The organism is Desulfosporosinus orientis DSM 765 (assembly GCF_000235605.1).
GTDB lineage: Bacteria > Bacillota > Desulfitobacteriia > Desulfitobacteriales > Desulfitobacteriaceae > Desulfosporosinus > Desulfosporosinus orientis.
The window spans coordinates 3,491,117-3,514,948 of sequence record NC_016584.1 but is presented as its reverse complement, the minus strand read 5'-3'; the positions used below and the strand labels follow the sequence as shown (position 1 = coordinate 3,514,948).

Sequence of the window (23,832 nt, the reverse complement as noted above, 5' to 3'; positions counted from 1 at the left end):
ACAAAAAGCGGCAAGTGCCGCTTTTTGTTGTAAAACCATAGTAATTTTTAATTAAGCATCCTTTTCCCGTTGCTTTTGGGACAAACGTTTTCTGGCCAGCATATCAGCTACTTTACCATTGTCCCCTAATATAATCCCTTGTAATCTCCATTCACGGAAGGTTTGCCAAAACTGTTGCTCTGAAATTCTTCGGGTATAGCTTTCAGATTCCTCATCATAGGGCCAAAATACATCGACCCATAAGGTACCCTTGTTACTTAATACTAGCAAAAAATGTACAAGTTCCGGATTGGTAGATTCAGAATCACGTAATAATATGTTTGAACGGCCGCTAGGAAAATCGGTTCGTATGTAATTAAGCTTCATCATAATCCCCCTCAATAGATTCCAGAGATTCCTGACGTGTCAAATTTAGTATAGCATGAAATGAATGATAAGACGATGGGGATTTTTAACACGTCGACCCCTCATGATTTATATCTTAAATTATGCCATTTAGAGATTGAAAGTTCACAAGATGAACGATGTATGCCTTAGGAGTGTTCAGGATAAACTGATGTTGGGCATTAACTTGTTTAATATAGGAGGTAGTTTGAATGCTGACAGTAATTCATACTTTCAATGGTCCTGATGCCGACCGAATTTTAGGAGAAATTCGAACGGGCATACAATCTGTTGAAGATATTCAGGGATTTAAATTCGCATCTGTTAATAAACAGGAGAACACAAAAGATATTATGCTTTTTTCCAAGTGGGAAAATCGCTCTGCCTATGAAAATTGGGCTGATACCGTTGGTGAAAATAAAGCTTTCAAACAAGCAACTCCGCAAATGTTTGAGGTTTTAGAAGAAAAGTACTAAATTAATTAGCATTCTGAGGCTCGCCCACTCGCGGCTGCGGGAGCTATCTTCAGCGGATAAGTATTCTTTGGAGATAGCCGCTTCGAGCGAAAATGTTAACCGGACACTTTCGTGCCAAACCCCAGGGTAATACCTGATGTTAACCATGGCTCCGCGTTCCTCACAGCCGCTTGTGGTCTGTACCGCCTCTCCATGCAATGGGTTCGCTCCTGTGGAGGAAGCTGCCCTGCTTGCAGGTCCACGGGTTCTTCGGATGCTTTCGGGTTGTTTAATTTTTCAGAGCAGTACTAAAAGAGGTGCCGGGTTTGATTTGAACCCTAGGCACCTCTTTGTGTCTAGAACATAGTATTCTCAGAGATTATAAAATGATTATATTCCAATTCCAGACATCTCATTACTGAATCTTGACTGCCTGAAGGAGAAACCGGGAAAGAAATATCATCAATTTTGCGAACGGGCATAATGCCCATTAAAGAGTTAGTCATAAATATTTCTTCAGATGACAACAAGTCATTCAGTGTGTATAAGCCTTCATAAGTTGGTATTTTTTGAGTATGGGCCAATTGCAGAATCACTTGACGACGTGTACCAGGCAAGCACCCTGACGAAAGGGAAGGTGTAAAAAGACTCTTTTCTTTAACAAAGAAGAGATTACTCATGGTGCCTTCGACCATATATCCTTGAGTATTAAGCCAGACTCCCTCTTCACAGCCATAATGGTTAGCTTCTTCCTTGGCTAAAATATTTTCAAGATAGTTTGTTGATTTGATTGAGCAGATGAGAGACTGTTCATTGCGAGGGCGAGATAAAAGGTGTAATTGGATTCCTTGGCAATGTTGGACTATCGTGTAAGGAATAAATCGCTTATGGAATAAGAGCAGGGAAGGTTGATTTTCCTTAGGATTTCCGCCGCTTAAAGTAATACGGAGGGCATAAGGATGAGTTTCCGCGTGGTTAAGATCAAGGAATTCTTGAATCTTCCTCAGCCATTCTTGTTTATTGGGCGGTTTCAGGCCGAGTATTTGGGCTCCATGATTCATCCTTTGCCAATGTAGGTCGGCAAACAAGGGGCCAGCCTCAGTGATTAAGAGAGTTTCAAAAATCCCATAACCAAATAAAGCCAGACGGTCCGAAGATAGTATTGTATCACTGGAATTCATGTAATTGTCCTTCCAAAACTCGAAATAAAGCTTTAGCTTTATGATCTCCATTGCTCTGATCTTATATTACTGGGCTTAAGTCCCGGCTGCAGCTGCCCGGTAAGGTTGATACCAGAGGCCAGACCGTCGGGTATTTTTCCAGCCTGATTAAATCAGGTACTCAACTGTCCCAAAATTTTTCAAATACGATCGATATCATTTCGTTCCAAGTCGATGATCATAGTCAATTCCACAGGCTGTAATCTAATATTCTTCTTTGGCATGGTCGTAAATAACAATTCCATCATACCACACAAAACGCCAGAGGGGAATATTCAAGTATCTTTAGCGTTTTTCGGAAGCATTTCAATGTTATCTTTTTAAGTCATAGCTTAAAAACCTACGGCGCCGCCAGAGAAAGGGAAAGGCGCATCAGGTACATGATATTTTCTTTGAGTGATCTAAAAAGCTGAGACATTCAGCGGGTAAGAGTGGTGTAAGATTGCGCTGTGAACGGTATGGCCAAATGGCAATTCACGATGCCTAATGCCCATGATTTCTCCTTCAGCTGTTTCCGCAGTAAATAAACTTGATTAGATGCAGTATGTACAAAAAGAAAAGTTGCATTAATGCAACTATCTATTTGGCATTTTTATTATGCAATACATCCATTAATTCTAGGAAAGCAGGTTTTAGATTTGGATTATCGAGTCCTTGTAATACTAGAGTTTGATTTAGAGTAACCTGCCCAACATGGGCTCCTTCAATTTCAATTTGGATAGACTGTACATCTACAGTTAATGTGTGTTGGTCAACAACAAATTTCATGCGTTTGGGCTGAGGAAAGCTGGCTTGAATTCTGGTTGCTTCGACTGGTTGTGCATTTGTTTCTAATGTTGGAGGTGTGTGCAAGTCACTTAGCACAAAGGAACACTCCAAGAGAAACTTTTGAAGGACTGCGGTATTAGTGTTCCAGGGTAATTCTACAAGTTCTGATTGGGTCATTCCCGACGGGGAAACCGTTAAAATAACATAGGTTCCATCTTGCGATAAAAAGGGCTTTGGCGAACACCCGTTAAGGAAGAGAATGGTGAATAATATCGCGAGACTGAGTCCGAACATCGATATCTTCCGTTTAATCAATGGATATCCTTCTTCCTAATCAAAGATAGTCGAAATCTTAAATTGCAGAGGAATTATTCGCGACAGATTTTCTAAAATCCTGCTTTCATTGGTCCCTTACGTAAAAATAGTGTACAATATAACATGAGAGGGGTCAACATGCTGTGCGTAAAGATATGGTGGTTTTTGATATAAAAACCTTGGGTCTAGAGTCAAATTATGAAGAAATCTCTGAATTTACTGCCCTTAGAATTTGTAATGGAGAGATTAAAGAAACCTGTCGTTTTCTAATGAGATCTGAGGGAGAAATAGATACCATGGAAAGCATCATAAATTTTATTGACGATGCTATTTTAGTGGGGTACGAAATATCCCTCTCTTTTTTGGAAAGTCAAGTGAATTTTCGTTTTCAACAGCCATTATGGGATACTCTGGACCTAGTGCGAGTTTTTTTCCCCACCCTGCATCATTATCAATTGACCTTTTTAGCCGAAAGACTCTCCTTGCCTCTAAAGAATGAAGAGATTCGATACCCTTCAGAGGAAAAAGTCTGGTTAATTTGGGAGTTGTTTAAGGTTTGCTGGAAAAAAGGCCTGGAATTTGATCTGAGTTTTTTTGATCAGGCTAAGGGTTTTCTTGAAGGATGGGCCCTTAAAAGTTTTATTGAAGAATTGCAAAAAGAAATGGTTAAATCATTTCCTCATCGCCCTATACGAACGGATCTGGTTCTCATGCCTTCCGGTGAGGGGCTGTTTCAGCGAGCTCGAATTTCTTCAATTGCCATACCGGAATCCATTGACTGGGTTATTGACAATTTTTCGCCGGGCGGAAACCTAGAACGAAACCTAGGGAGTTATGAAAGCAGACCGGGTCAAATAAAAATGGCCAAACTAGTGGCTGAAGGGCTTTCCTCATCACATCATGTTGTTATCGAAGCCGGAACAGGGACTGGAAAATCCTTTGCTTATTTGATACCAAGCTTATGGTTTGCCAAGATAACCAGCCAAACTGTTGTCGTAGCGACACATACCATCCCTCTTCAGGAACAGCTTATTAAAAATGATATTCCAATTTTGCAGTCTGTGCTGCCTTTTTCCTTTCGTGCCTCGGTGCTTAAAGGGAGAAACAATTACTGCTGTCTAAAAAAATGGCAAAGCTGTTTAGTGAATAGAGAAATTTCCCATGGAGAACAACTCGCTGTTTTAGGGATCCTTGTTTGGTTAAGAGAAACGCTGACCGGAGATATTCAGGAACTTTCGAAATTTCCCGGGCTTACAGAGGTTTGGTCGAGAATATGTGCTGACAATGATACCTGTATCCCAGGAAAATGTTCCAAAGCCGGTGTTTGTTTCTTGCTTAGAGCTCGCAAAAGAGCGGAAGAGTCCGATGTCTTGATAGTGAATCATTCCCTGCTATTTTCTGATCTAAAAACGGACTATAATGTCCTGCCTGAGCATCATCAGCTGGTGATTGATGAAGCTCATCAAATCTACCAAACCGCTTTACAACACTTGGGCTCGGAACTCAGCGCTGAGAATGTTACTCGGATCGTTGAAACCATTTACCGCCCATCGGGAGTGAATTTTTATAGCACGATCAAACATCAAATTGGCTCCCTTGCCCATAGGGTGCCCTCAGTGTCTTGGGAACTTGTTGGTGAACGGTTAGAGCTTCTACCTGAGATTTGTAGGAGTATTTTAATACAGACGAGAGAATTGTTTGAGTTGTTATCCAGGATTATTGGAAGTGGACGTACCTTTAGATTTATTATTCATCACAAGGAAAGCCCATGGTGGAATGGTCTTTATGTACAGATTGAGAATTTGGTTGGACGGATTGATTTACTCATTAAATCCTTTGAAAACCTCAACAGCTCATTTAACGGCGAAGATGCAGAGGAAATTGAAGAGTTAAGGTACATAATTAATGGACACCAAAAAGAGCTGCAAACGTTCATAGATACATTAATTCAAGCCGTAAATATTGAAAATCCCAAACAAGTGACATGGCTCGAACAGGCTGCGAGATTATACATAAAAACCTCTCCTATTGAAGTTAGTGATGTTCTCAAAGCGAAAATCTTTTCTCGTCTCGACTCGGTGATTCTTACTTCCGCCACTTTGAGCATTTCCAATTCCTTTGCTTACTTTCTTAAGGATATTGGTTTAGCCAACGAGACTATGACAGCACAAGTGGACTCGCCTTTTGACTATGAACAACAGATGCATTTTATTGTAGCTAAGAAAGGAATAAATTCTCTAGGTTCCGATGAAGAAAAGTCCTTAGAACTCTCCGAGTTTATTGCTGAAGTAGCAGAACGGATGAATGGCCGGACTCTGGTTCTTTTTACCGCACATAATTTGCTTCGACAAACCTATGCAGCTTTGCATCCGCTCTTGGCACGAATTGGTATGGATACTTTAGCTCAGGGGATACAAGGTGATAGGAGTAGGTTGATTGAAGCTTTTCGAAGAAATCCTCGCAGCGTTTTGTTAGGAGCTAATAGTTTTTGGGAAGGGATCGATATTCCTGGCGATGCATTATTATGTGTTATTATGGTTAAACTTCCCTTTTGGCCTCCCACATTACCCTTAATTGAGGCTCGATCAGATTATCTAAAATCCCAAGGAAGAGACCCCTTTCATGAACTTCTCTTACCTGAAGCCGTTATTCGTTTCAAACAGGGATTTGGAAGGTTGATTCGTTCGAAAGTCGATCGTGGGGTGGTTATACTCCTTGACAATCGGGTCATTGATAAGTACTATGGCAGGTACTTTTTAAATTCTCTGCCGATAAAAACCCACATCCGGGGGGAGAAATCCCTCGTTTTTCGGAAAATCGAGGAATATACTAGGGAATTAGAGCTAGAGCTTTTATAATCAACATAAAAATGATAAACTAGAGAAAATCAAGAGGAGGAGGTTTAATTATTCGGTGAAGCAATATCCCATTTCTCGTGATGGTTGGTCCTATCTGGCGATATTAGCAGCTCTATCGGTTATAGCTTATTGGGTTTGGCCGTGGCTTATAATTCTACCAGGCATTTTGTTCTTATTTGTATTATTTTTTTTCCGGAATCCTGAAAGGCAAATTCCTAAGGACGAGTTAACCTTAGTTTCCCCTGCAGATGGGGTAGTTATGGACGTTGAAAGAGTTTACGAGGACCAGTTTTTTAATGGAGAAAGCATACGTGTGCGAATCTTTTTAAGTATCTTTAATGTTCATGTTAATCGCAGCCCTATGGCTGGCGAGGTTGTTTTTCGTGCTTATCGGCCTGGCAAGATGATTCCGGCGTTTAAAAGTCATGCTTCAGAGCTGAATGAGAAAAATTATGTAGGGATTAAGAACCGTCACATGCAGATTTTAGTAACACAAGTGACGGGATTTATCGCTCGACGTATCGTCTGTTGGGTGGATAAAGGACACGTATTAACAAAGGGAGAGAGATTCGGCTTAATTAAGTTTGGTTCATGTACGGAAATCTTTTTACCAACCAATGTAGAAATTATGGTTAGTCCTGGCGATAAAGTACGTGGAGGACTAAGTGTCGTTGGAAGGGTGAGTGTTAATGAGGGCTAATCCCATAAGTACACGAATGATCCCCAGCATTTTCACCTTAGCAAATTTGCTTTGTGGATTTATAGCTATCATTTTTGTTATTGAGGAGAACTATTCTCTTGCTGCAGCAATGGTTTTAATGTCTGTTTTAATGGACAGTCTTGATGGAAAAGTGGCACGCAGACTTTCCGTGAGTTCAGATTTTGGCAAAGAATTGGATTCTTTGAGTGATCTTGTTTCTTTTGGGGTTGCACCGGCTATTCTTACCTACCAATCAATCTTAAACTCTCAGACTGAGGTTATTAGGTACGCGGGGTTAGGTATTGCTGCATTTTTTGCGTTATGTGGGGCTGTCCGATTAGCACGGTTTAATATACTCAACATTACCACTTATTTTATTGGGGTGCCGATTACCTTTGCAGGCGGATTTATGGCTCTCTTAATGTTCTTCAGAAATGTACTGCCTTGGTATATTTATTTTGTAAGTATGATCATCTTGGCCTTTCTTATGGTTTCGTCATTTAAGGTTGCAAAGTTGGGTAAGTAAGGCCTTGAGGGTAAATTTATAGCTTCTTAATTTAGAGTTGATAACGACAAGTATAACCGAGCAGGAAAGGGAAAACCTTTCCTGCTCGGTTTTTCATTATTCACCCTTGGTGTCCGTTGGGCATATAGTATGGCACGGGTACACAATGTTTAGGGGGTATATGAATGGATAATCAACAAGTCAGCTGGAATAGCGTGGGATTACGCATGGTGCAAGGCTTAACGACGACCATCGATGCAGTGCGTCAGCTTGATGTTCAAGAAGCTTCATTAGTTATGAGATTATTAGGAAAAAGCTGCACTCGTATGATTAAGGATGGAGTAGGTCATCAATTTGGTATTGCTCTTATAGAGACCAGTGCACAATTAGCCATGAAAGAGAAATTGGTCTTAGAAGACGTTCTCAAAGTCATAACCGGAATTATTGGTCGTCTATATTTTACGGCAAACACAGAAGAAGAAAGGCAGCTTGTCGCCCAACTTGAAGAAGCAGTAAAGAATTACCAGTCGGTATAAAGGTCATTCGCGGTTTTGTTTGCATACATTACCACTGAGTGGTGGATAAATGGATGAAAAGGAGGACAGATTAATGCGAATTTATTATGTCAGGTTACCTGAGTTTGTGCTGAATGTATTAAGAAAAGTTTTTGGCTAAAAGTGGTCATAAAATTATGTTTCCCTCCTAGAATATATAGTAGAGACAAGCAAGGAGGGAAATTATGCGTCAAAGTAGATATGTATGGTTAATTGGGTTATCACTCTTTTGTATGATGACACTCATTGTTTTGAAAACCCCACAAAAAGTTATATCAACCTTAGCTCAACCAGAATATGGGAGTTCTGCAAAAACGACAATACAACAGTTTTGGAAGTTCATGGATTTACGACAAACGAACTTGGCTCGTGATCTGCTGATCTTGCCTAAGGGCTCTGGAGATGAAAGTGAGTTTAAACTCTGGGAGTCTCAAATGAACAACGATCCACTGTTGTCATTACAGAAAGTGGAGTTTTTAAACTCCGATATGGGTAGTTCTGATACAATCATTGTACGAGTTTCATGGAAATCGACGGTTCAAGAAATCCAACTGGTTTTGTTTTCAATGAATCTCATCCAAACGGAAAAAGGTTGGAAAATTCAAGGCCTCAAGCGGATCAACAGTCTCTCTTATATTGGGAGGGATCGCCATGGAAGTTCATTTCAGACCTGACTCGGAGGCACCTTTAAATGCTCAAATGCATAAAATACCCTTTCGGTTATATTTGGGGTTAATCTACTTAGCTATTGGTTTTTTCCTGTTTTTGTATAACTAATAATGGTGATTTGAGTGCAAATAAGAAATACGGTAAAAAACAGAAACCGTGTTTCTTATTTATTTTTAAGTTCGGACAAGCATAAAACCGATAATAACGGTTTAAACTGAGGGCGTCTAGTTCTCTAAAAGACAAAGCTGGATGTGTTTTAAGTCATAGTAAAAGCAAACTTTTACTGGCAAGCTTTGAAATATCATAAAAGGAGGTCATTGAAATGGCAGATGTAAAAAAAGAGGTTCCCGAATTGGAGTGTGAAAATTGCGGAACGACCAGCGAATTGACGCCTGTAATGACATATGTTCACCAAGGGGAAGAAAAACATGTCTGCACGCGTTGTTTACCAATGCTTATACATGGATAGGAGAGATAAGTTGATGAGATTTACACTTGATATGAAATTGAAGGACATCATGTCTTCTAATCCAAAAACGGTGGAAGCTATGCAGGAGTTGGGACTACACTGTCTGGGATGTGCTTTTTCAGTCAATGAAACATTGGCAAATGCTGCACAGATGCACCATATCGATCCCAATTTGCTGTTGGAAAAGGTGAATTCTGTAGGACAAGGTGAAATGTCTCCTGAGGCAGCAGCAAAAGCTCAGCCTCCAGGAGGTATTTTACAGATGGATAAAAAAACTTATTCCATTGCCCCTCATATACCAGCCGGTGTTGTAACTCCCGAAATTTTGCGTAAAATCGCTGATGTTTCGGAAAAATACCATGCTCAAGCCCTTAAAGTGACATCGGCACAGCGCATAGCTATCGTGGGATTGAAACCGGAAGATGTGCCTAAAGTATGGGAAGACTTGGGCATGGATCCTGGACATGCTGTTGGGTTATGTGTGCGAAGTATTAAAGTTTGCCCAGGAGATACTTTTTGCAAAAGAGGTTTACAAGAAACCTTATCTTTGGGAATGGAGATGGACAAACGCTATCATGGTATGCAGCTGCCGTCCAAATTTAAGATGGGGGTAGCAGGATGTCCGAATAAATGTTCCGACTCAGCTTCCGTTGATCTCGGTCTGATGGGAACCAGTAAAGGTTATCACCTCTATGTTGGAGGAAACGGCGGAGTTAAACCAAGGCAGGGAAATATTTTATTGGAAAACCTGCAAAAAGAGGAAATTATTTCTGTGGTTGATGCCGTAATGGCCTATTACAGAGAAAATGCCAAACCCCAAGAAAGATTGGGTCGTATGATTGATCGCATGGGAATCGAAGGTTTGCTGGAATATGCCAAACAAGCGGAACCAAGCCATAAAGAATAAAGCCTTTTATCAGACAAGGAAAAGCGGATGTTCGACGATCCGCTTTTCCTTGTTTTATAGATTAAGTTTAAATAATTATTCAACATGAATTGCGTCAACGGGACAACCGTCAGCAGCATCTTTGGCTGATGACTCAACATCACTGGGAACTGGGTTAGTATAGGCTACTGCTAAACCGTCGTCTTCCATTTTGAAAACCTCCGGACAGAATTCCGGACAAGCTCCACAACCTATACAAGTATCTTTGTCTACTTCAGCTATCATTAGATATCCTCCTTTTAAATATCATAAAGTTGTTCTCCCCCAGATAATACCTACTATTCCCGTTTATCTATATAAAAATACAAATTTATAAATTAAAGCTAGAATCCTGTATTTAGGGAAGTTCTTAAATTTATAAATAATTGAGGTAGCATGATAAATCTCGATGGAGTTCATAGTGATTCGCTAATATATGGGCTAAATTAATTTAAATGGTAAATAATAGAAGATTTTGCGAAAAATAAAATTCCATAAATAACCATATAATCCCTTTTGCCGTAAGAGTTTTCCGCTATTTATCTGCTTTTTAGCGTTTACTAATTATTTGCGATTTCGACATGTAGGTTATCGTATAATAAAGTCACCGGATAGATATAATTATAAGCCGATGTAAAGGCAAACCGGAATACGTTTTAAGGCGGGATGAATGGAAGAATGAGTAAAAAAATAAAAATACTTGTCGCGGATGATAATCGAAATTTATGTCAAATGCTACAGAACTATCTTCAAGGCCAAGAAGATTTAATCGTTATTGGCGTAGCAAATAATGGTTTAGAAGCTTGGGAACTAATTCAGAGCCAAGAACCGGACTTAATTATTCTTGACCTGGTAATGCCTAATCTCGATGGCTTAGGAGTATTGGAAAGAATTAATTCACGGACGTCGGTAACCCGTCCAAAGATAATTATGCTCACAGCCTTTGGTCAGGAATCCCTTACCCATCAAGCCATGATGCTGGGTGTAGACTATTTCATTTTAAAACCCTTTGATTTAGATATTCTAAGTAAACGAATTCGTTCTCTAACTCAAGACATACCGGCGGCGCCACCTACCCAGAATAACTCGGCAGCGCCCATTGTAACAACCGTAGGAAGCGGACTGAATCTCCATGTTGAAGTAACTACGATGATGCATCAGATCGGTATTCCTGCTCATGTCAAAGGATATCAATATATCAGAGATGCTATACTAATGGTGGTTGAAGATGTCTCTTTATTAGGAGCTGTGACAAAGGAATTATATCCAAGTATTGCGAAAAAGTTTGATACTGCTCCCAGCAGAGTTGAGCGTGGAATTCGCCACGCCATAGAGCTGGCCTGGGAACGTGGACATACAGATACCTTAAAACGAATTTTTGGTTATTCCATGAACATAGAACGTCAAAAACCTACTAATTCCGAGTTTATTGCCCTGCTGGCAGATAAGCTGAGAGTAATGAGCAAAGTTAGTTGATTATAGATTGATAATTCACTATTAAGACCACGGCACCTTGCAAATGCCTTTATGGAGGTATTTGCAAGGTGCTTTAATTTACCCTGGGGTGATTGCTTTCGCCAAGAATATCAAGAAAAATATATAATTATTATTAATTATTAAAGTGTTGTTGAAACGAATTTTTATTGATAGACTGTAAAAAGCAAAGAATAGGATGGTTTAGCCAGAAAGAAGGAGACGGCTTTTGTTGAAAGGTAAATTAATTGTTATTGAAGCGGGAGATGGTAGCGGAAAAGCGACACAAACAAAATTATTATTTGATAAATTTTCTACAAGCAATGTTAAGGTCCAAAAAGTCGAATTTCCTGATTACCAGAGTGATTCTTCTGCTCTCATTAGGATGTATTTGAAGGGGGAATTCGGCGATGAGCCCAATGCCGTGAATCCCTATGCAGCCTCGACTTTTTATGCTGTCGACCGATATGCTTCTTACAAGAAAGGGTGGGAAGACTTTTATCAAAGGGGCGGTATCATTCTTGCTGATCGCTACGCCACGTCGAATATGGTACACCAAGCAGCTAAAATAGAAGACCCTGTTGAACGAGAAGACTTTCTTCAATGGTTATGGGATTTAGAATTCGTTAAATTTAAGCTTCCGGTTCCTGATTGTGTCATTTTCCTCGATATGCATCCTAAGTACAGCCAAATTCTTATTAACCAGCGGTCTGATCAACAAGGTATTATGGAAAAGGATATTCATGAAAGAAATTACGACTATTTGCTTCACTCATATAACAATGCAGTTGGTATCAGCAAAGCTTATGGATGGACGAGAGTTGATTGTATACATAATGGTGTGCTAAGGGAAAAAGAAGATATCCACCAGGAAATTTACAACATTGTCAAAGAAGTTATAGCTAAATAATGCAAGGAGGAGAAGGAATGCTTAGTAGTAAAAGATCTTGGCCTATCTTTATTACTGCTTTGTTTTTATTTGCATTGATTCTCACTGGTTGTGGTTTGGCTCCAGCATCTACAAAGGATCATAATTTAGTGAGTTCAACTCCTATTGACGGCGGAACCTTCCGTTTTGGTATGATTTCAAGTCCTTCTTCACTTGAACCGGCTTTTTTGGAAGAAATCAACGGGATTGAAATCGGAAAAGAACTTTATGACGGCTTAGTTCGCTATGATCCCAAAACTTTAGAAATAAAACCAGCCATTGCCGAAACCTGGGATTATTCCCAAGACGACAAAGTTATTACCTTTCACCTGCGCAAGAATGTTAAGTTTCATGATGGAACGAGTGTCAAAGCTCAAGATGTCATCGATGACTGGAATCGTTTAGCCGCCAAGGACATACTATCTCCCGTAGCCTTTCCTCTAAAACCAATTGTCGGTTTTGCCGAAGTGAACAGTGGAGAGGCCGACACCCTGTCGGGACTTAAAAAGATTGATGATTACACCCTTGAAGTTACTTTAAATGAAAAAAATGCGGCTTTCCTTACCTCACTAGGGCATCCCTCCATGGGTATTTATAAAATTGAGTGCGCAGAAAAAGCGGGCAGAGATTTTGGTACCCCTGCCGCCAGTCCTGAAACCTTAATTGGAACAGGAGCCTTTAAATTTGTAAAGTGGAAATCTGATCAAGAAATCGTCATTGAAAAATTCAACGATTATTATGGGGTTAAGCCTCATGTAGATAACGTGGTCTATAAACTGTATAACGATGAATCAACAGCCTTAAATGATTTTCGGGCAGGAAATCTAGATTATGTGGATATGGTTCCTCCCGGTCAAAGACAATTTGTGCTTAAGAATTATCCCAACCAAACCATCAATACTGAAACTTTGTCAACCCAGTTTATTGGATTTAACCTAAACAAGGAGCCTTTTAAAGATGATGTCAATTTGCGGAAAGCAATTGCGTATGCCCTGGATCCCCAAAGTATTGTCGATACAATTTTGGAAGGGGCTTCAAGTGTATCCAATGGGCCATTGCCTTCGGCAATGCCGGGTTATGATAAAGATCTTAAAGCACCAACATTTGATAAGGAAAAAGCCAAAGACTATTTAATCAAGGCAGGGTATCCTGATGGCAAAGGTCTTCCACCCATTCAATATGCCTACAACTACAATGTTGAAAATCAAAAAATAGCCGAAGCTTTTCAAGCCCAGCTGAAGGACGTCGGAATCCAAATTGAGTTGAAAAGTATGGAATGGGGTTCCTATATCAATGCTTTGCAATCCGGTGAAAATCAAATGTTTCGAGTTTCCTGGGTTGCAGATTATCCTGATCCGGATAATTTTTTGGGTGTTCTTTACTCAAAGTCGCAATGGGGTATGAATAACGTGATCTTTTACTCAAACCCAGAGGTGGAGAAGCTGCTTGCTCAAGGCTTAGAAGAAACAGACCTTTTAAAACGTATGGATATTTATAAGCAAGTACAAGAAAAGCTTGTTGAAGATCAGCCGGCCCTCTGGACCTTTACTAACTCATACCTTCGTTTGTTTGGAAAAAATGTCCATGATTTAACGGTTAGCGCCCTTGATCAAAAGGATATGCGCTCAGTCTGGCTGTCGAAGAAGTAGGGTATTTACCTGAATAATTGGAGTTTATGCATATCATTGCATAAACTCCAATTTAATGTAGATTGTATGAAGTTTAATGATGCAGACGGTCCGTCTCTTAGGAAGGAAGAACATGATGATACGTTACATTATCCTGCGTATTCTGCAATTAATACCTGTTTTATTGGGAATATCCATGATAACTTTTCTGATGATGTCTTTAATTCCTGGAGATCCTGTTGCAATGATCTTGGGACAACATATTTCCCCCCAGACCATGGAGAACATTCGCCAAGAGTTAGGACTGGACCAACCCTTGCTGAGACAGTATTTTCATTATCTATGGAATACTTTGCACGGTGATTTCGGCCGCTCATACATACAGCATCAAGAAGTATCTCAGATGTTGCTGGAAAAAATTCCAGTTACCTTTTGCCTGGCCCTTTTGGCCTTGACTATTGCACTAACCTTGGGAACACTGTTGGGAGTTATGTCAGCGGTTATGAAAAACACTGTCTGGGATACCTTTACGACTCTTTTAGTGTCGACAGGAGTTTCATTGCCGTCTTTTTGGCTGGGAATGATACTGCAACTGATATTTGGAGTTGTGTTTCATAGTTTGCCGGTTAGTGGAATCGGAGGAGAGGGGTTTGACCTTAAATACTATATCTTACCGGCAACTGCCTTAGGGTTAGCTTCTATGGCTCTTTACGCTCGCTTAACTCGAGCTTGCTTATTAGAGGTCTTGGAGGAGGACTATATTCGCACAGCTTATGCTAAGGGGCTTGCAAAACATGCTGTGATAATCAAGCACGCTTTAAGAAATGCCTTAATTCCTATAGTAACACAAGCGGGAACGGATTTTGCCACTCTGATGGGCGGTGCTGTTTTAACAGAAACTATTTTTTCTTTACCAGGTGTCGGCTTTATGCTTTTCAATGCGATCTCCAGAAGAGATTATCCTGTGGTCCAGGGCGTCACCTTATTTCTGGCCCTGGTTTTTGTCGTGGTGAACTTAATCGTGGATATTTTATATGTATTTTTGGATCCGCGGATTCGATATGAATGAGCAAAGGGAGGACCAAAAGTGTTTCGCATAAAAGCAACAAAAAACTTAACCTTACTAGGGTTCATTTTGGTTGTTTCTTTTGTTTTTATCGCCCTATTTGCTCAGGCAATTGCACCCTATGATCCCCTGCAAATTGCCCTGAACGAATCATTGCAAAAACCCAGTTGGGCTCACTTAATGGGAACGGATATTCTTGGCCGGGATGTTTTCAGCAGAATCATTTACGGAACGAGAACATCGTTGACCATTGGAGTGGCAGCAACCGGTATTTCTTTAGTAATCGGTGTTGTCGTTGGTGCAATTTCCGGATATTATGGCGGTTGGATTGACTCCTTAATCATGCGCATCACAGATGTTTTCTTAGCCTTTCCTTTTTTTCTTCTGGCCCTAGCAATTATGACTTTTTTGGGTTCAAGCTTTATGAATGTTTTCCTTGTTCTAGGTACTGTAGGGTGGACTCATTATGCACGACTGGTTCGCGGGCAAGTCATGTTCGTGAAAGTAAGCTTATTTATTGAGGCTGCCAGGGCCTTAGGCGCCAAAGATTCACGAATTGTATTCAAACATATCCTGCCCAGCTCTATTGCTCCAGTCATTGCCTATATGACCCTGAATATTGGATCCGTGATCTTGGCAGAAGCCGGGTTGAGCTTTTTAGGAATGGGGGTCCATCCGCCGGCGGCAAGTTGGGGCTTGATGCTGGCGGAAAGTAAAGATTATTTCTTCAATGCTTCATGGATGGTTATTTGGCCGGGGACAGCCATTTTTTTAACAGTATTAGGTTACAATCTATTGGGGGATGGATTGCGTGATGCCCTGGATCCGCGCTTTAAACAATATACAAAATCAAAATCAAAAAAAGGTTGGTAATAACATTACCAACCTTTCGTTCGTATAATAGTCTAACAAAAAAGCCACAATAGAAATTGCGGCTGAAATGTCATGGTGCGCCCGGCGGGATTTGAACCTGCGACCTCCGGCTTCGGAAACCGTCACTCTATCCACTGAGCTACGAGCGCTTATTGAGATACTATAATACTTTACCTAATTATGAACGCTTTGTCAAGATTAATAACCTACTTGTTCATGAAGCTGGTTAAAAAGTCAAATGAAGTCTTAAGTTTGTCTCTTATTAGACACTATTGTATAATTAAAGGATGACTAGAATGGGGTTAGAAGAGTGAGGGGTTCAAAGTGTTAAGAGGTTTCCGAAAGTTTTTTCCTTGGCAATTGATCAAGTACTTTTTAGGGATTGTATTAGGATCCACTATAGTGAGTATTAGTATTAATACCTTGATTATCCCCAATGATATTGCGGATGGTGGGATCACAGGGATTGCCATCATTCTCCATTACCTATTTAATTGGCCGGTTAGTTGGGCAGTGCTTTTGCTAAATTTGCCCCTGTTTTTTCTGGGGATGCGCATCGTAGGGCGTAATTTTTTAGTGCTTAGTATCCTTGGGGTAGGTGTTCTCTCAGCTACTCTGTCTTTAACAACTCACCTCCCGGCATTAACCCATGATACTTTATTGGCAGCTATTTCAGGAGGTGTTCTGACGGGGATAGGAATGGGTATCATTTTTAGATCCAGAGGGTCCCTTGGCGGAACCGATATTTTAGCTGTCTTGTTAACAAGAAAGACCTCATTTAGTGTTGGTCAGATTTTGCTGGGGATTGATGCCGTTATTTTTCTGTGTGCCGCTATCTTATTTGAGCCTGAGATGGCTATGTACGCAATGATTTATATGTTTATTGCCACAAGGGTTGTGGATCTCGTCCAAGAAGGCTTGAGTCTTTCTAAGTCAGTCTTAGTGGTAACCTCACAGCCTTATAAAATAGCTGAAGATATTATGGCCAAACTTGAGCGTGGGGTAACACTTTTTCAAGCGATTGGTGCTTTTTCCGGGGAAGAAAAACAAGTTGTTTATTGTGTTATCAATCGTTCGGAGCTGTCACAAATAAAACAAATTGTCCGTGAGCAAGATCCCCGAGCTTTTTTGGCTGTTTCTGAAGTGCCGGAAGTAGTAGGAGAAGGCTTTTCATCTTGGAAAGGGCATTGATTTAACTGAAACGAGGGAGAAGATTATTGAAAAGGTACAAACGAGGACAAAGAAATCGCCGCAAGAAGATGGTTTTGTTTGTTTTGGTTTTGGCTTTGATGGTGGCAGTAGGTCCTTTTGTTTGGCATGCAACGCATTTAAGACACGCCAAAGACAATTATGATGTAGAAAAAGTGCAGCAAGAACTGATTTGGTTTAAAAAGTTTGGTGGTCCAATTCGTAATCTGGCAATGATTGTAGATTCCGAATTGTGGCTGGACCTGACTATGGGTACGGAGGGCGGTGAATCAAAACTTGAATCCTATCAAGATGATCAGCATCAGTTTTGGTTATATGAGCTTTATTTGCGAGAGGGAAACCTGACCAAAGCTCAAAGGATATTGGATACATTAAGTGAAAAAAATCTTAACTCCTTAGGGAAGGGCTTGATGCTCATGGCAACGGGAGATTCGGAGCAATGCAGGAAATTACTGGGAGATAGTGATGCGAACTGGTCAAAGATGCCCTTGGCAGAACAGACCTTAAGGTACTTAACAATAGCTCAAGCGAATTTGGCTCTCGGAGATCAACCGGCTGTTCAATCTGCCCTTGAAGCTGCTCAGGATCTGAATCCTAACAACCCGGCTTGTTTGACCGCAGCTTTTGATTTAGCCATAAAAGAAGAACAATGGACAAAAGCTGATGAGCTTAGCCGATCCATTGATGCTCAATCATGGCGCCCTCCCAATGTTTTGTATGAAACAAAAAAAGCGATCTTGGCTCTTCATACTGGGAATCAAACAAACTTTGCCCAGTGTCTTTCAACTTTGGGCAAACTGCCTCAAGGAGATATCTATGTCGATTATGTGAAGGGGATTCTAGCCATAAACGATGGTGACCTCGATGAGGGCAGAGGATTATTAGAGAATGCACTGACAAATGGTTTAGAGGGTGACTTAAGATCCGATGCTCAAAATGCTGTCAATCAGATTAGCGAACGGGAACAGGCAGATCCAAACCTTCGTGCTGTTGTCTCTGAATACGGTGAGCACTGGTAGTTATTTGCCTGTAAGACGCTCTTCTTTTAAGTTGCTTTCCGGCGGCCAGGTGCTGCTTGCTTCTTCCAATAGTTTTCCCACAGGTATTAAGTTGTTCCCTTTCCTTTTTAGCTGTTGTATAATGGTCGGCAATGCTTTAATGGTGTCAGGGGCTGAGTCTGAGGCGTGGAACAAAATGATGTCGCCGGGTTTTGCTCCATTTCCAGGACGCAGGCCGTTAAGCACGTTATTAACAACTGCCTCGGGACCTGGACGCTTCCAATCAAGAGAATCCACACTCCATTGAATAACCCGGTAGCCTAGTTTATCTGCTGTAAAAATAACCTTGTTATTGTAGGCACCATTTGGGGTTCTAATAAGTCGAATCTTTTGACCGGTTACTTCCTCAAGAACTTGCTGAGCCGTTAGTATTTCTTTTTCTATTTCTTCCGGTCCTAAGGTAATAAGATCGATATGGCGGTTGCCATGCGAGCCAATTTCATGACCGTCAGCGACCATTCTCCGCACTAATTCCTGATGTTTCTCTGCCCAAGGACTGGATAGAAAAAAGGTTGCCCGGATTCCTTCTTTCTTAAGAATATCCAGGATGGGCTCTGCTGTTTCTTCCCCCCAGCTGATATCAAAGGTAATACCAATATCTTTAGTGTTCACGTTAACTGAGTAGATAGGTTTTAATTTGCCGGAGAAAACAGAGGCGACGTTCTCGCGATAAGCGATAATCACGAACAAAAGGATTCCCCAGAGAGCAAGATTTCGCCATGAGGGACGTCTGAAAATGATAATCCGCATTTGGCACTCCTCCTTCGACTAAAGGATATTCATTGATTAGCTGGATCATGAAAACCATAAATAAAAAAACGCCTAAAAGGCGTTTAAAATTTTTTAGAAGTTATTTTTAATGGCAATGAAATTTTTAGCGTTGTATAAATTGTTTGCTTGTCTGAACTAAGTCAATCCTAAATAGTAATTTAAGGAAAAAGTGTAAGACGATAAAGGAAGCTCCAATAAGAACAAGAATTCGAATCAAGAAAAAGGTTACGGCGAACACCAGTGAAAATACTTTGCTTAAGATGACTGCTGAAAGATACAGCCCCAGAATGAGTATTAGGAATTTGAGTGCAAACATCCAATAATTCGAAGACTGTGAAGGACGATATGTATTCATGACCAAACACTCCCTTCTGTGAACAGATTATCATACTTCGACTTTTATGTCTAGGTTACAAGTTTGTTCGCCGAAAAACTTCCATTATTCGTGGTTTAATCTTCTAAACTAATTTCTTTATAATATGCCCAATAAATCCACTCGTGCATATGATGGAGCAGACACGGAGGGGATTAATATGTACGATGGGGATTTATATGTTTGGCGAAACCTTATGGAAGATGGAACACAGTGTCTTGGAGATGAACAGTATCTCAAAGCTGAAAACTATTATGTACAGGGCTTGTTAAAAGCGTACGAATTAACCGTTCCAGAAATTGTTGCCTTTACACTCCGCCTTTTAGCGACGGTGAGAGTCCGCTTAGGAAATTTTGAATTTGCAGAAGAAGGTTTTAAAGAAGCTTTAAGAATATGTCAGGAACTTCATAATGCCAAAGGCATGGCTGAGGCTTGGGCCGGTTTGGCGAGTATATCCGTGAAAAAACGAAAGTATCAGGAAGCAGCAGAAGAATATGAACACGCAATTTCTGTCTATCCCAAATCATCTCCTCGCTTAAGGCTTGGTATGCTGTACGCTGATTTAGGGCAAGTTTACGCAGCTCTTGAAGAATGGAATCAGGCCAAAAAGGCATATGCCAAAGCGCTGGAACTCTGCTGGCAGTATGGCTTTCCTAAAGGGGAAGCTGAATTAAATGTTCTATCCGCAGAATTACACTTTCGGTTAGGAGAAAAAAACGATGCCTTAAACAAGCTTAAACATGCCGGTCAACTCTTTGCTCAAATGGATGATATGCAATCCTTATCTTCGACACTTCAATATTTGGCTTTAATATACTTTGATCAGAATAAAATGCGATTGGCTTTTGAAAGTCAACAACGGGCAGTGGTTCTCAGTTTAAAGTATGACAGTAAGGAAATATTTAGTGAAAGCTGTTATTTTTTAAGCAAGATCGAACAAAATTTGGAAGACTTCAGGGAATCGAGATATTATCTTGAATTATCTATTTTGTATTATCCGGAACAAAATTTAGAGATGGCCCTGCGTTATCAAAGTTTAGGCGGGTTATATTTTCTTTTAATGGAGTACGCTAAATCCGAAATCTACTATTTGAAGGCCTTAAGCCTTTTTGAAGCTTATCAAGACAGCCTGCGTATTTCGGAAGTTTACGAAGCCCTGGCCCTTTTAAAGATCGTACGGGAACAGAACGGGCTGATCAATTTTCAAGAGCAAGCTGAGGATAGATCCCAGCTTCATGGAGAGTTCACTTTAGAGGCCTTAATTCGTTTAGCCGAGTTTTATGAGAAATCCCACAATGATAGAGACGCTTTGGAATGTTATTGGAAGGCTCTCAAAAGAGCGAGAGACGCTGAAGCACCAACAGAAGGGATAGAATATAGGGTACAGCAAGTCTCAAAGCGTTTGCGCAAAAAGAAGTGATTGACATTATTTCCGAAATATTAAATAACGAGCTTTATAATTCTGCAAAATTCAGTTAGAATAACTATATGAAGTTGCTTCGAAAAGGGGATGGGGGGATGATCAACATGCGAGAGGAAGACGCAATACTTCTCGAATGTTTGGAAGATGTGTATCATACCTTTGAAAAGGCTTTGAAAAAAGCTAATCAGGTTCGCTCGATCCATGTCCAGAAATTTGAGCAACTCCTTGTTGAGTTAAGAACTGAACGAAGGATATTTGAAGACATATCAATTCCTGCTCGGCTAATTGTTGAGCAGCTCTTAGAATCTCAATTTAAGGTTGGACAGGTTGCCATCGAGACTGAACGGCTTAGACAATCCTTGGCCAGTGTTGCTTATGTTAAAGTGGAGGAATTTGGAATCATTAGCATAAAACTGGGTGAGTTGGAGATTGCCTGGAGAGATGGGGATTATTCTTATTACCTTTACCCAGATAAAGTAGAATTAAGAGCTCATGATGAGAAATCATCCATTAAGCTATTTTTCTCCATATCCTTTAATCGGCAGACTCTGGAACGATTTCCGGAAATTCTGCTCTCTCCTAATGTTGTCTATATTCATCCACAACTGGAAAAATGGATTCGGAAGGTGTAATAATGTCAAATCTTTCTCAAGGGTTAATTCAAATCTATACCGGAAATGGTAAAGGAAAAACAACAGCCGCTTTCGGATTGGCTTTAAGAGCCGTCGGTCATGGTTTTAGCGTCTATATTCTTCAGTTTATGAAAGGAAACGATGGTTACGGCGAGTTAGAAGGCATAAAACGTTTAAACCCGGAATGTCAGCTTGAACACTTTGGAGCTCCCGGATGGGTCCATAAGGGAGAACATATCGAGGAAAATGTTCAGGAAGCCAATAAAGCCTTTTTACGAGCTGAAGAAATTCTTAGTTCAGGAAATTGGGATATTGTTATTTTAGATGAAATTCTCAATGCAGTTTGGTTTGAGCTGATTCCTGAAAATAGTGTACTGGAACTTTTAAGCCGAAAGCCTCCTCATGTGGAATTGATCCTAACCGGGCGAAATGCCTCACAATCCCTGATTGAAAAGGCAGATTTAGTAACAGAAATGGTGGCAAGAAAACACCCTTACGAAAAGGGGATCATGTCACGAAAAGGAATTGAGTATTAAAAACATCTCTTCGGAGGTGTTTTTTTCATGGGTATATATAGACGATCAATGATTATCTTCCTTAACAAGGCATATATTAAAGTATTATCCCGAAAATCTTACTGGATGTTAGAGAAGGGAGGATACTATGGAAGTCATTAATTGGTTGCGTGAATATCGCGAAGAAGAGGCCGCACTAGCTTGGAGCGGTACCTTTGCAGATTACTTGCAAATGGTCACAAAAAACCCGAACCTGGCAATGCATGCCCATGCTCGAATTTATGAAATGATCAAAGCGGCTGGGGTGGAAACAAGCGGGGAGCAAAAGAAATATCATTTCTTTGACAAAGAGTTGTTCGGACTGGACAAAACCTTAGAAAAGCTTATTGAAGAATATTTTCATAGTGCCGCAAAACGTCTGGATGTCCGCAAAAGGATTTTACTCTTAATGGGACCGGTAAGTGGAGGGAAATCAACCATTGTCAGTTTATTAAAACGAGGGTTGGAAGACTATACCAGGACAGAGGAAGGAGCCGTTTATGCCATTGATGGGTGCCCAATGCATGAAGACCCCTTGCATTTGCTGCCAATATCTTTACGTCAACAGTTTGAAGAGAAGTTCGGGATTCGAATTGAAGGGAATCTTTGCCCCGTATGCCGTTTGCGTTTGGATGAAGAGTTTGCCGGTGAAGTTGAGCGCTTTCCAGTAAAACGAATATTGTTCTCAGAAGAACAGCGCATAGGGGTTGGGACCTTTACCCCATCAGACCCTAAATCCCAAGACATTGCAGATTTAACGGGCAGTATCGATTTTTCCTCAATCACTGAATATGGTTCAGAATCGGATCCTCGGGCGTATCGTTTTGATGGTGAACTAAATAAGGCCAACCGGGGGCTGATGGAATTTCAGGAAATGCTCAAATCTGATGAAAAATTCCTTTGGAATCTTCTCAGTCTGTCCCAGGAAGGGAATTTTAAAGCCGGTCGCTTTGCTTTGATTTCAGCTGATGAACTGGTTATCGCCCATACCAATGAAAATGAATATAAGACATTTATCGGCAATAAAAAGAATGAAGCCCTACAATCCAGAATTATTGTCATGCCCATCCCCTATAATCTGCGAGTGACGGATGAAGTGAAAATTTATGAAAAGTTAATAAGTCAAAGCGATATTAAAAACGTCCACCTGGCACCCCATAGTTTATGGGCCACCTCAGTATTCAGTGTTCTGTCCCGGTTGAAACCTTCCAAGAAACAGGGGATGGATCTGGTCAAAAAACTGCGTATTTATGACGGGGAAGATGTGGAAGGATTTAATCAAAAGGATATTAAAGAGCTGGCAATGGAGGGAGAAGAACAAGGAGAAGGTATGAGCGGTGTCGACCCTCGCTATGTTATCAACAGGATCTCCACGGCCTTAATTCGCGATGAGCATAAATGCATCAATGCACTGGATATATTAAGAGCTTTGAAAGATGGGTTATCTCAACACACCTCCATCACTAAGGAGGAAAAGGAAAATCTTCTCAATCTCATTGCTGTAGCTCGCCGGGAATATGATGAAATGGCTAAAAAGGAAGTCCAAAAGGCCTTTGTTTACGCCTATGAGGAGTCAGCAAAATCTTTGTTAAATAATTATTTAGACAATGTTGAAGCCTTCTGCAATTCTTCGAAGATATATGACTCTATCACCGGTGAAGAACTGGCGCCGGACGAACAGCTCATGCGCAGTATTGAAGAACAAATTGGTGTCTCGGAAAATGCCAAGAAAACCTTCCGCGAGGAAATACTGATTAGAATTTCTATGTTTGCCCGCAAGGGAAAAACCTTTGGTTATGAGTCCCACGAACGTTTGAAAGAGGCCATCGAGAAAAAATTGTTTGCCGATCTTAAGGATATTGTTAAAATTACAACTTCAGTGGCCCACCCGGATCAGGAACAATTAAGGAGAATTAATAATGTCATGGATCGTCTGGTTAAGGAGCATGGATATTGTCCCATCTGTGCTAATGAAATTGTCAAGTATGTGGGTGCACTCCTTAACCGATAGAGAGGATAGGG

26 protein-coding genes and 1 tRNA gene are annotated in these 23,832 nt (G+C 40.6%); 19 read left to right on the top strand and 8 right to left on the bottom strand.

Features of this window, described 5'->3' with window-relative positions; all coding sequences use genetic code 11:
- Window positions 1–51: 51 nt before the first annotated feature.
- A complete protein-coding gene (locus tag DESOR_RS16375; protein ID WP_014185695.1) occupies window positions 52–366 on the bottom strand; it encodes a hypothetical protein in 315 nt (104 codons plus the stop codon).
- A gap of 230 nt (window positions 367–596) precedes the next feature.
- Between DESOR_RS16375 and DESOR_RS16370 the strand changes: the two genes are divergently transcribed.
- Complete coding sequence (locus DESOR_RS16370) at window positions 597–860, top strand: hypothetical protein (RefSeq protein WP_014185694.1); 264 nt, start codon at window positions 597–599, stop codon at window positions 858–860.
- Here DESOR_RS16370 and DESOR_RS16365 read toward each other — a convergent pair.
- From DESOR_RS16365 to DESOR_RS16355, 3 genes are all read right to left on the bottom strand, one after another.
- Window positions 843–1,058, bottom strand: a complete 216-nt coding sequence (locus DESOR_RS16365; protein ID WP_042331333.1) for a hypothetical protein — start codon at window positions 1,056–1,058, stop codon at window positions 843–845. The genes DESOR_RS16370 and DESOR_RS16365 overlap by 18 nt on opposite strands.
- Window positions 1,059–1,195: 137 nt before the next feature.
- Entirely contained in the window at window positions 1,196–2,020 is an 825-nt protein-coding gene (locus DESOR_RS16360) for an aminotransferase class IV (protein ID WP_014185693.1), read from the bottom strand.
- A 618-nt stretch (window positions 2,021–2,638) separates the two neighbouring features.
- Window positions 2,639–3,142 (bottom strand): hypothetical protein, encoded by a 504-nt coding sequence (locus tag DESOR_RS16355; protein ID WP_014185692.1) that lies wholly within the window; start codon window positions 3,140–3,142, stop codon window positions 2,639–2,641.
- Between the two features lie 143 nt (window positions 3,143–3,285).
- On the opposite strand from DESOR_RS16355, the gene DESOR_RS16350 reads away from it, so the two are divergent.
- The 7 genes from DESOR_RS16350 to DESOR_RS16325 all read left to right on the top strand — a co-directional run bounded on the left by DESOR_RS16350 (window position 3,286) and on the right by DESOR_RS16325 (window position 9,804).
- Window positions 3,286–6,000, top strand: coding sequence for a helicase C-terminal domain-containing protein (locus DESOR_RS16350; protein WP_014185691.1), 2,715 nt, complete (start codon window positions 3,286–3,288; stop codon window positions 5,998–6,000).
- Between the two features lie 55 nt (window positions 6,001–6,055).
- Entirely contained in the window at window positions 6,056–6,700 is a 645-nt protein-coding gene (locus DESOR_RS16345) for a phosphatidylserine decarboxylase family protein (RefSeq protein ID WP_014185690.1), read from the top strand.
- Window positions 6,690–7,226: a CDP-diacylglycerol--serine O-phosphatidyltransferase gene (gene pssA / locus DESOR_RS16340; protein WP_014185689.1), complete on the top strand. Its 537-nt coding sequence runs from the start codon at window positions 6,690–6,692 to the stop codon at window positions 7,224–7,226. The genes DESOR_RS16345 and pssA overlap by 11 nt, the downstream gene beginning before the upstream one ends.
- Window positions 7,227–7,390: 164 nt before the next feature.
- Entirely contained in the window at window positions 7,391–7,741 is a 351-nt protein-coding gene (locus tag DESOR_RS16335; RefSeq protein ID WP_014185688.1) for a hypothetical protein, read from the top strand.
- A 203-nt stretch (window positions 7,742–7,944) separates the two neighbouring features.
- Window positions 7,945–8,433 (top strand): hypothetical protein, encoded by a 489-nt coding sequence (locus DESOR_RS16330; protein WP_014185687.1) that lies wholly within the window; start codon window positions 7,945–7,947, stop codon window positions 8,431–8,433.
- A gap of 317 nt (window positions 8,434–8,750) precedes the next feature.
- Window positions 8,751–8,897 carry a hypothetical protein gene (locus tag DESOR_RS29745; protein ID WP_014185686.1) on the top strand — a complete coding sequence of 49 codons (147 nt, stop codon included), beginning with the start codon at window positions 8,751–8,753 and terminating at the stop codon, window positions 8,895–8,897.
- A gap of 13 nt (window positions 8,898–8,910) precedes the next feature.
- Window positions 8,911–9,804 (top strand): DUF1858 domain-containing protein, encoded by an 894-nt coding sequence (locus DESOR_RS16325; RefSeq protein ID WP_014185685.1) that lies wholly within the window; start codon window positions 8,911–8,913, stop codon window positions 9,802–9,804.
- 75 nt (window positions 9,805–9,879) lie between these two features.
- Here the strand turns inward: DESOR_RS16325 and DESOR_RS16320 are convergent, their stop codons facing one another.
- A complete protein-coding gene (locus DESOR_RS16320; protein WP_014185684.1) occupies window positions 9,880–10,068 on the bottom strand; it encodes a ferredoxin in 189 nt (62 codons plus the stop codon).
- 432 nt (window positions 10,069–10,500) lie between these two features.
- Between DESOR_RS16320 and spo0A the strand changes: the two genes are divergently transcribed.
- The 5 genes from spo0A (at window position 10,501) to DESOR_RS16295 (ending at window position 15,790) form a co-directional block, all read left to right on the top strand.
- Entirely contained in the window at window positions 10,501–11,298 is a 798-nt protein-coding gene (spo0A, locus tag DESOR_RS16315; RefSeq protein WP_014185683.1) for a sporulation transcription factor Spo0A, read from the top strand.
- Window positions 11,299–11,524: 226 nt separating this feature from the next.
- Entirely contained in the window at window positions 11,525–12,205 is a 681-nt protein-coding gene (locus tag DESOR_RS16310) for a dTMP kinase (RefSeq protein WP_081468519.1), read from the top strand.
- A gap of 17 nt (window positions 12,206–12,222) precedes the next feature.
- Window positions 12,223–13,872, top strand: coding sequence for an ABC transporter substrate-binding protein (locus DESOR_RS16305; protein ID WP_014185681.1), 1,650 nt, complete (start codon window positions 12,223–12,225; stop codon window positions 13,870–13,872).
- 112 nt (window positions 13,873–13,984) lie between these two features.
- Entirely contained in the window at window positions 13,985–14,920 is a 936-nt protein-coding gene (locus DESOR_RS16300) for an ABC transporter permease (RefSeq protein ID WP_345788307.1), read from the top strand.
- A gap of 18 nt (window positions 14,921–14,938) precedes the next feature.
- The gene (locus DESOR_RS16295) at window positions 14,939–15,790 is read left to right on the top strand and encodes an ABC transporter permease (RefSeq protein WP_014185679.1); all 852 of its coding nucleotides are present in this window, start codon (window positions 14,939–14,941) and stop codon (window positions 15,788–15,790) included.
- A gap of 73 nt (window positions 15,791–15,863) precedes the next feature.
- On the opposite strand, the gene DESOR_RS16290 is transcribed toward DESOR_RS16295, so the two are convergent.
- Window positions 15,864–15,939, bottom strand: a tRNA-Arg gene (locus tag DESOR_RS16290).
- A gap of 211 nt (window positions 15,940–16,150) precedes the next feature.
- On the opposite strand from DESOR_RS16290, the gene DESOR_RS16285 reads away from it, so the two are divergent.
- Entirely contained in the window at window positions 16,151–16,981 is an 831-nt protein-coding gene (locus DESOR_RS16285; protein ID WP_427854245.1) for a YitT family protein, read from the top strand.
- Window positions 16,982–17,007: 26 nt separating this feature from the next.
- Window positions 17,008–18,018: a hypothetical protein gene (locus DESOR_RS16280; RefSeq protein ID WP_014185677.1), complete on the top strand. Its 1,011-nt coding sequence runs from the start codon at window positions 17,008–17,010 to the stop codon at window positions 18,016–18,018.
- On the opposite strand, the gene DESOR_RS16275 is transcribed toward DESOR_RS16280, so the two are convergent.
- Together DESOR_RS16275 and DESOR_RS16270 are read right to left on the bottom strand one after the other, a co-directional pair.
- A complete protein-coding gene (locus DESOR_RS16275; protein WP_014185676.1) occupies window positions 18,019–18,807 on the bottom strand; it encodes a polysaccharide deacetylase family protein in 789 nt (262 codons plus the stop codon).
- 124 nt (window positions 18,808–18,931) lie between these two features.
- Window positions 18,932–19,183: a hypothetical protein gene (locus DESOR_RS16270; protein WP_014185675.1), complete on the bottom strand. Its 252-nt coding sequence runs from the start codon at window positions 19,181–19,183 to the stop codon at window positions 18,932–18,934.
- A 178-nt stretch (window positions 19,184–19,361) separates the two neighbouring features.
- Here DESOR_RS16270 and DESOR_RS16265 point away from each other — a divergent pair, with 178 nt between their 5' ends.
- From DESOR_RS16265 to DESOR_RS16250, 4 genes are all read left to right on the top strand, one after another.
- Entirely contained in the window at window positions 19,362–20,621 is a 1,260-nt protein-coding gene (locus DESOR_RS16265; protein WP_014185674.1) for a tetratricopeptide repeat protein, read from the top strand.
- Window positions 20,622–20,728: 107 nt separating this feature from the next.
- Complete coding sequence (locus DESOR_RS16260) at window positions 20,729–21,256, top strand: hypothetical protein (RefSeq protein ID WP_014185673.1); 528 nt, start codon at window positions 20,729–20,731, stop codon at window positions 21,254–21,256.
- A 2-nt stretch (window positions 21,257–21,258) separates the two neighbouring features.
- Window positions 21,259–21,792 carry a cob(I)yrinic acid a,c-diamide adenosyltransferase gene (gene cobO / locus DESOR_RS16255; RefSeq protein WP_014185672.1) on the top strand — a complete coding sequence of 178 codons (534 nt, stop codon included), beginning with the start codon at window positions 21,259–21,261 and terminating at the stop codon, window positions 21,790–21,792.
- Window positions 21,793–21,919: 127 nt separating this feature from the next.
- A complete protein-coding gene (locus DESOR_RS16250) occupies window positions 21,920–23,821 on the top strand; it encodes a PrkA family serine protein kinase (protein ID WP_014185670.1) in 1,902 nt (633 codons plus the stop codon).
- The last annotated feature ends 11 nt before the right edge of the window (window positions 23,822–23,832 follow it).

Bases quoted from the DNA above. Each gene is read 5' to 3' on its own strand.
- DESOR_RS16375 (WP_014185695.1), bottom strand. From the start codon at position 366: ATGAAGCTTAATTACATACGAACCGATTTTCCTAGCGGCCGTTCAAAC.
- DESOR_RS16370 (WP_014185694.1), top strand. From the start codon at position 597: ATGCTGACAGTAATTCATACTTTCAATGGTCCTGATGCCGACCGAATT.
- DESOR_RS16360 (WP_014185693.1), bottom strand. From the start codon at position 2,020: ATGAATTCCAGTGATACAATACTATCTTCGGACCGTCTGGCTTTATTT.
- pssA (WP_014185689.1), top strand. From the start codon at position 6,690: ATGAGGGCTAATCCCATAAGTACACGAATGATCCCCAGCATTTTCACC.
- DESOR_RS16335 (WP_014185688.1), top strand. From the start codon at position 7,391: ATGGATAATCAACAAGTCAGCTGGAATAGCGTGGGATTACGCATGGTG.
- DESOR_RS16330 (WP_014185687.1), top strand. From the start codon at position 7,945: ATGCGTCAAAGTAGATATGTATGGTTAATTGGGTTATCACTCTTTTGT.
- DESOR_RS29745 (WP_014185686.1), top strand. From the start codon at position 8,751: ATGGCAGATGTAAAAAAAGAGGTTCCCGAATTGGAGTGTGAAAATTGC.
- DESOR_RS16325 (WP_014185685.1), top strand. From the start codon at position 8,911: ATGAGATTTACACTTGATATGAAATTGAAGGACATCATGTCTTCTAAT.
- DESOR_RS16320 (WP_014185684.1), bottom strand. From the start codon at position 10,068: ATGATAGCTGAAGTAGACAAAGATACTTGTATAGGTTGTGGAGCTTGT.
- spo0A (WP_014185683.1), top strand. From the start codon at position 10,501: ATGAGTAAAAAAATAAAAATACTTGTCGCGGATGATAATCGAAATTTA.
- DESOR_RS16305 (WP_014185681.1), top strand. From the start codon at position 12,223: ATGCTTAGTAGTAAAAGATCTTGGCCTATCTTTATTACTGCTTTGTTT.
- DESOR_RS16300 (WP_345788307.1), top strand. From the start codon at position 13,985: ATGATGATACGTTACATTATCCTGCGTATTCTGCAATTAATACCTGTT.
- DESOR_RS16275 (WP_014185676.1), bottom strand. From the start codon at position 18,807: ATGCGGATTATCATTTTCAGACGTCCCTCATGGCGAAATCTTGCTCTC.
- DESOR_RS16270 (WP_014185675.1), bottom strand. From the start codon at position 19,183: ATGAATACATATCGTCCTTCACAGTCTTCGAATTATTGGATGTTTGCA.
- DESOR_RS16265 (WP_014185674.1), top strand. From the start codon at position 19,362: ATGTACGATGGGGATTTATATGTTTGGCGAAACCTTATGGAAGATGGA.
- DESOR_RS16260 (WP_014185673.1), top strand. From the start codon at position 20,729: ATGCGAGAGGAAGACGCAATACTTCTCGAATGTTTGGAAGATGTGTAT.
- cobO (WP_014185672.1), top strand. From the start codon at position 21,259: ATGTCAAATCTTTCTCAAGGGTTAATTCAAATCTATACCGGAAATGGT.
- DESOR_RS16250 (WP_014185670.1), top strand. From the start codon at position 21,920: ATGGAAGTCATTAATTGGTTGCGTGAATATCGCGAAGAAGAGGCCGCA.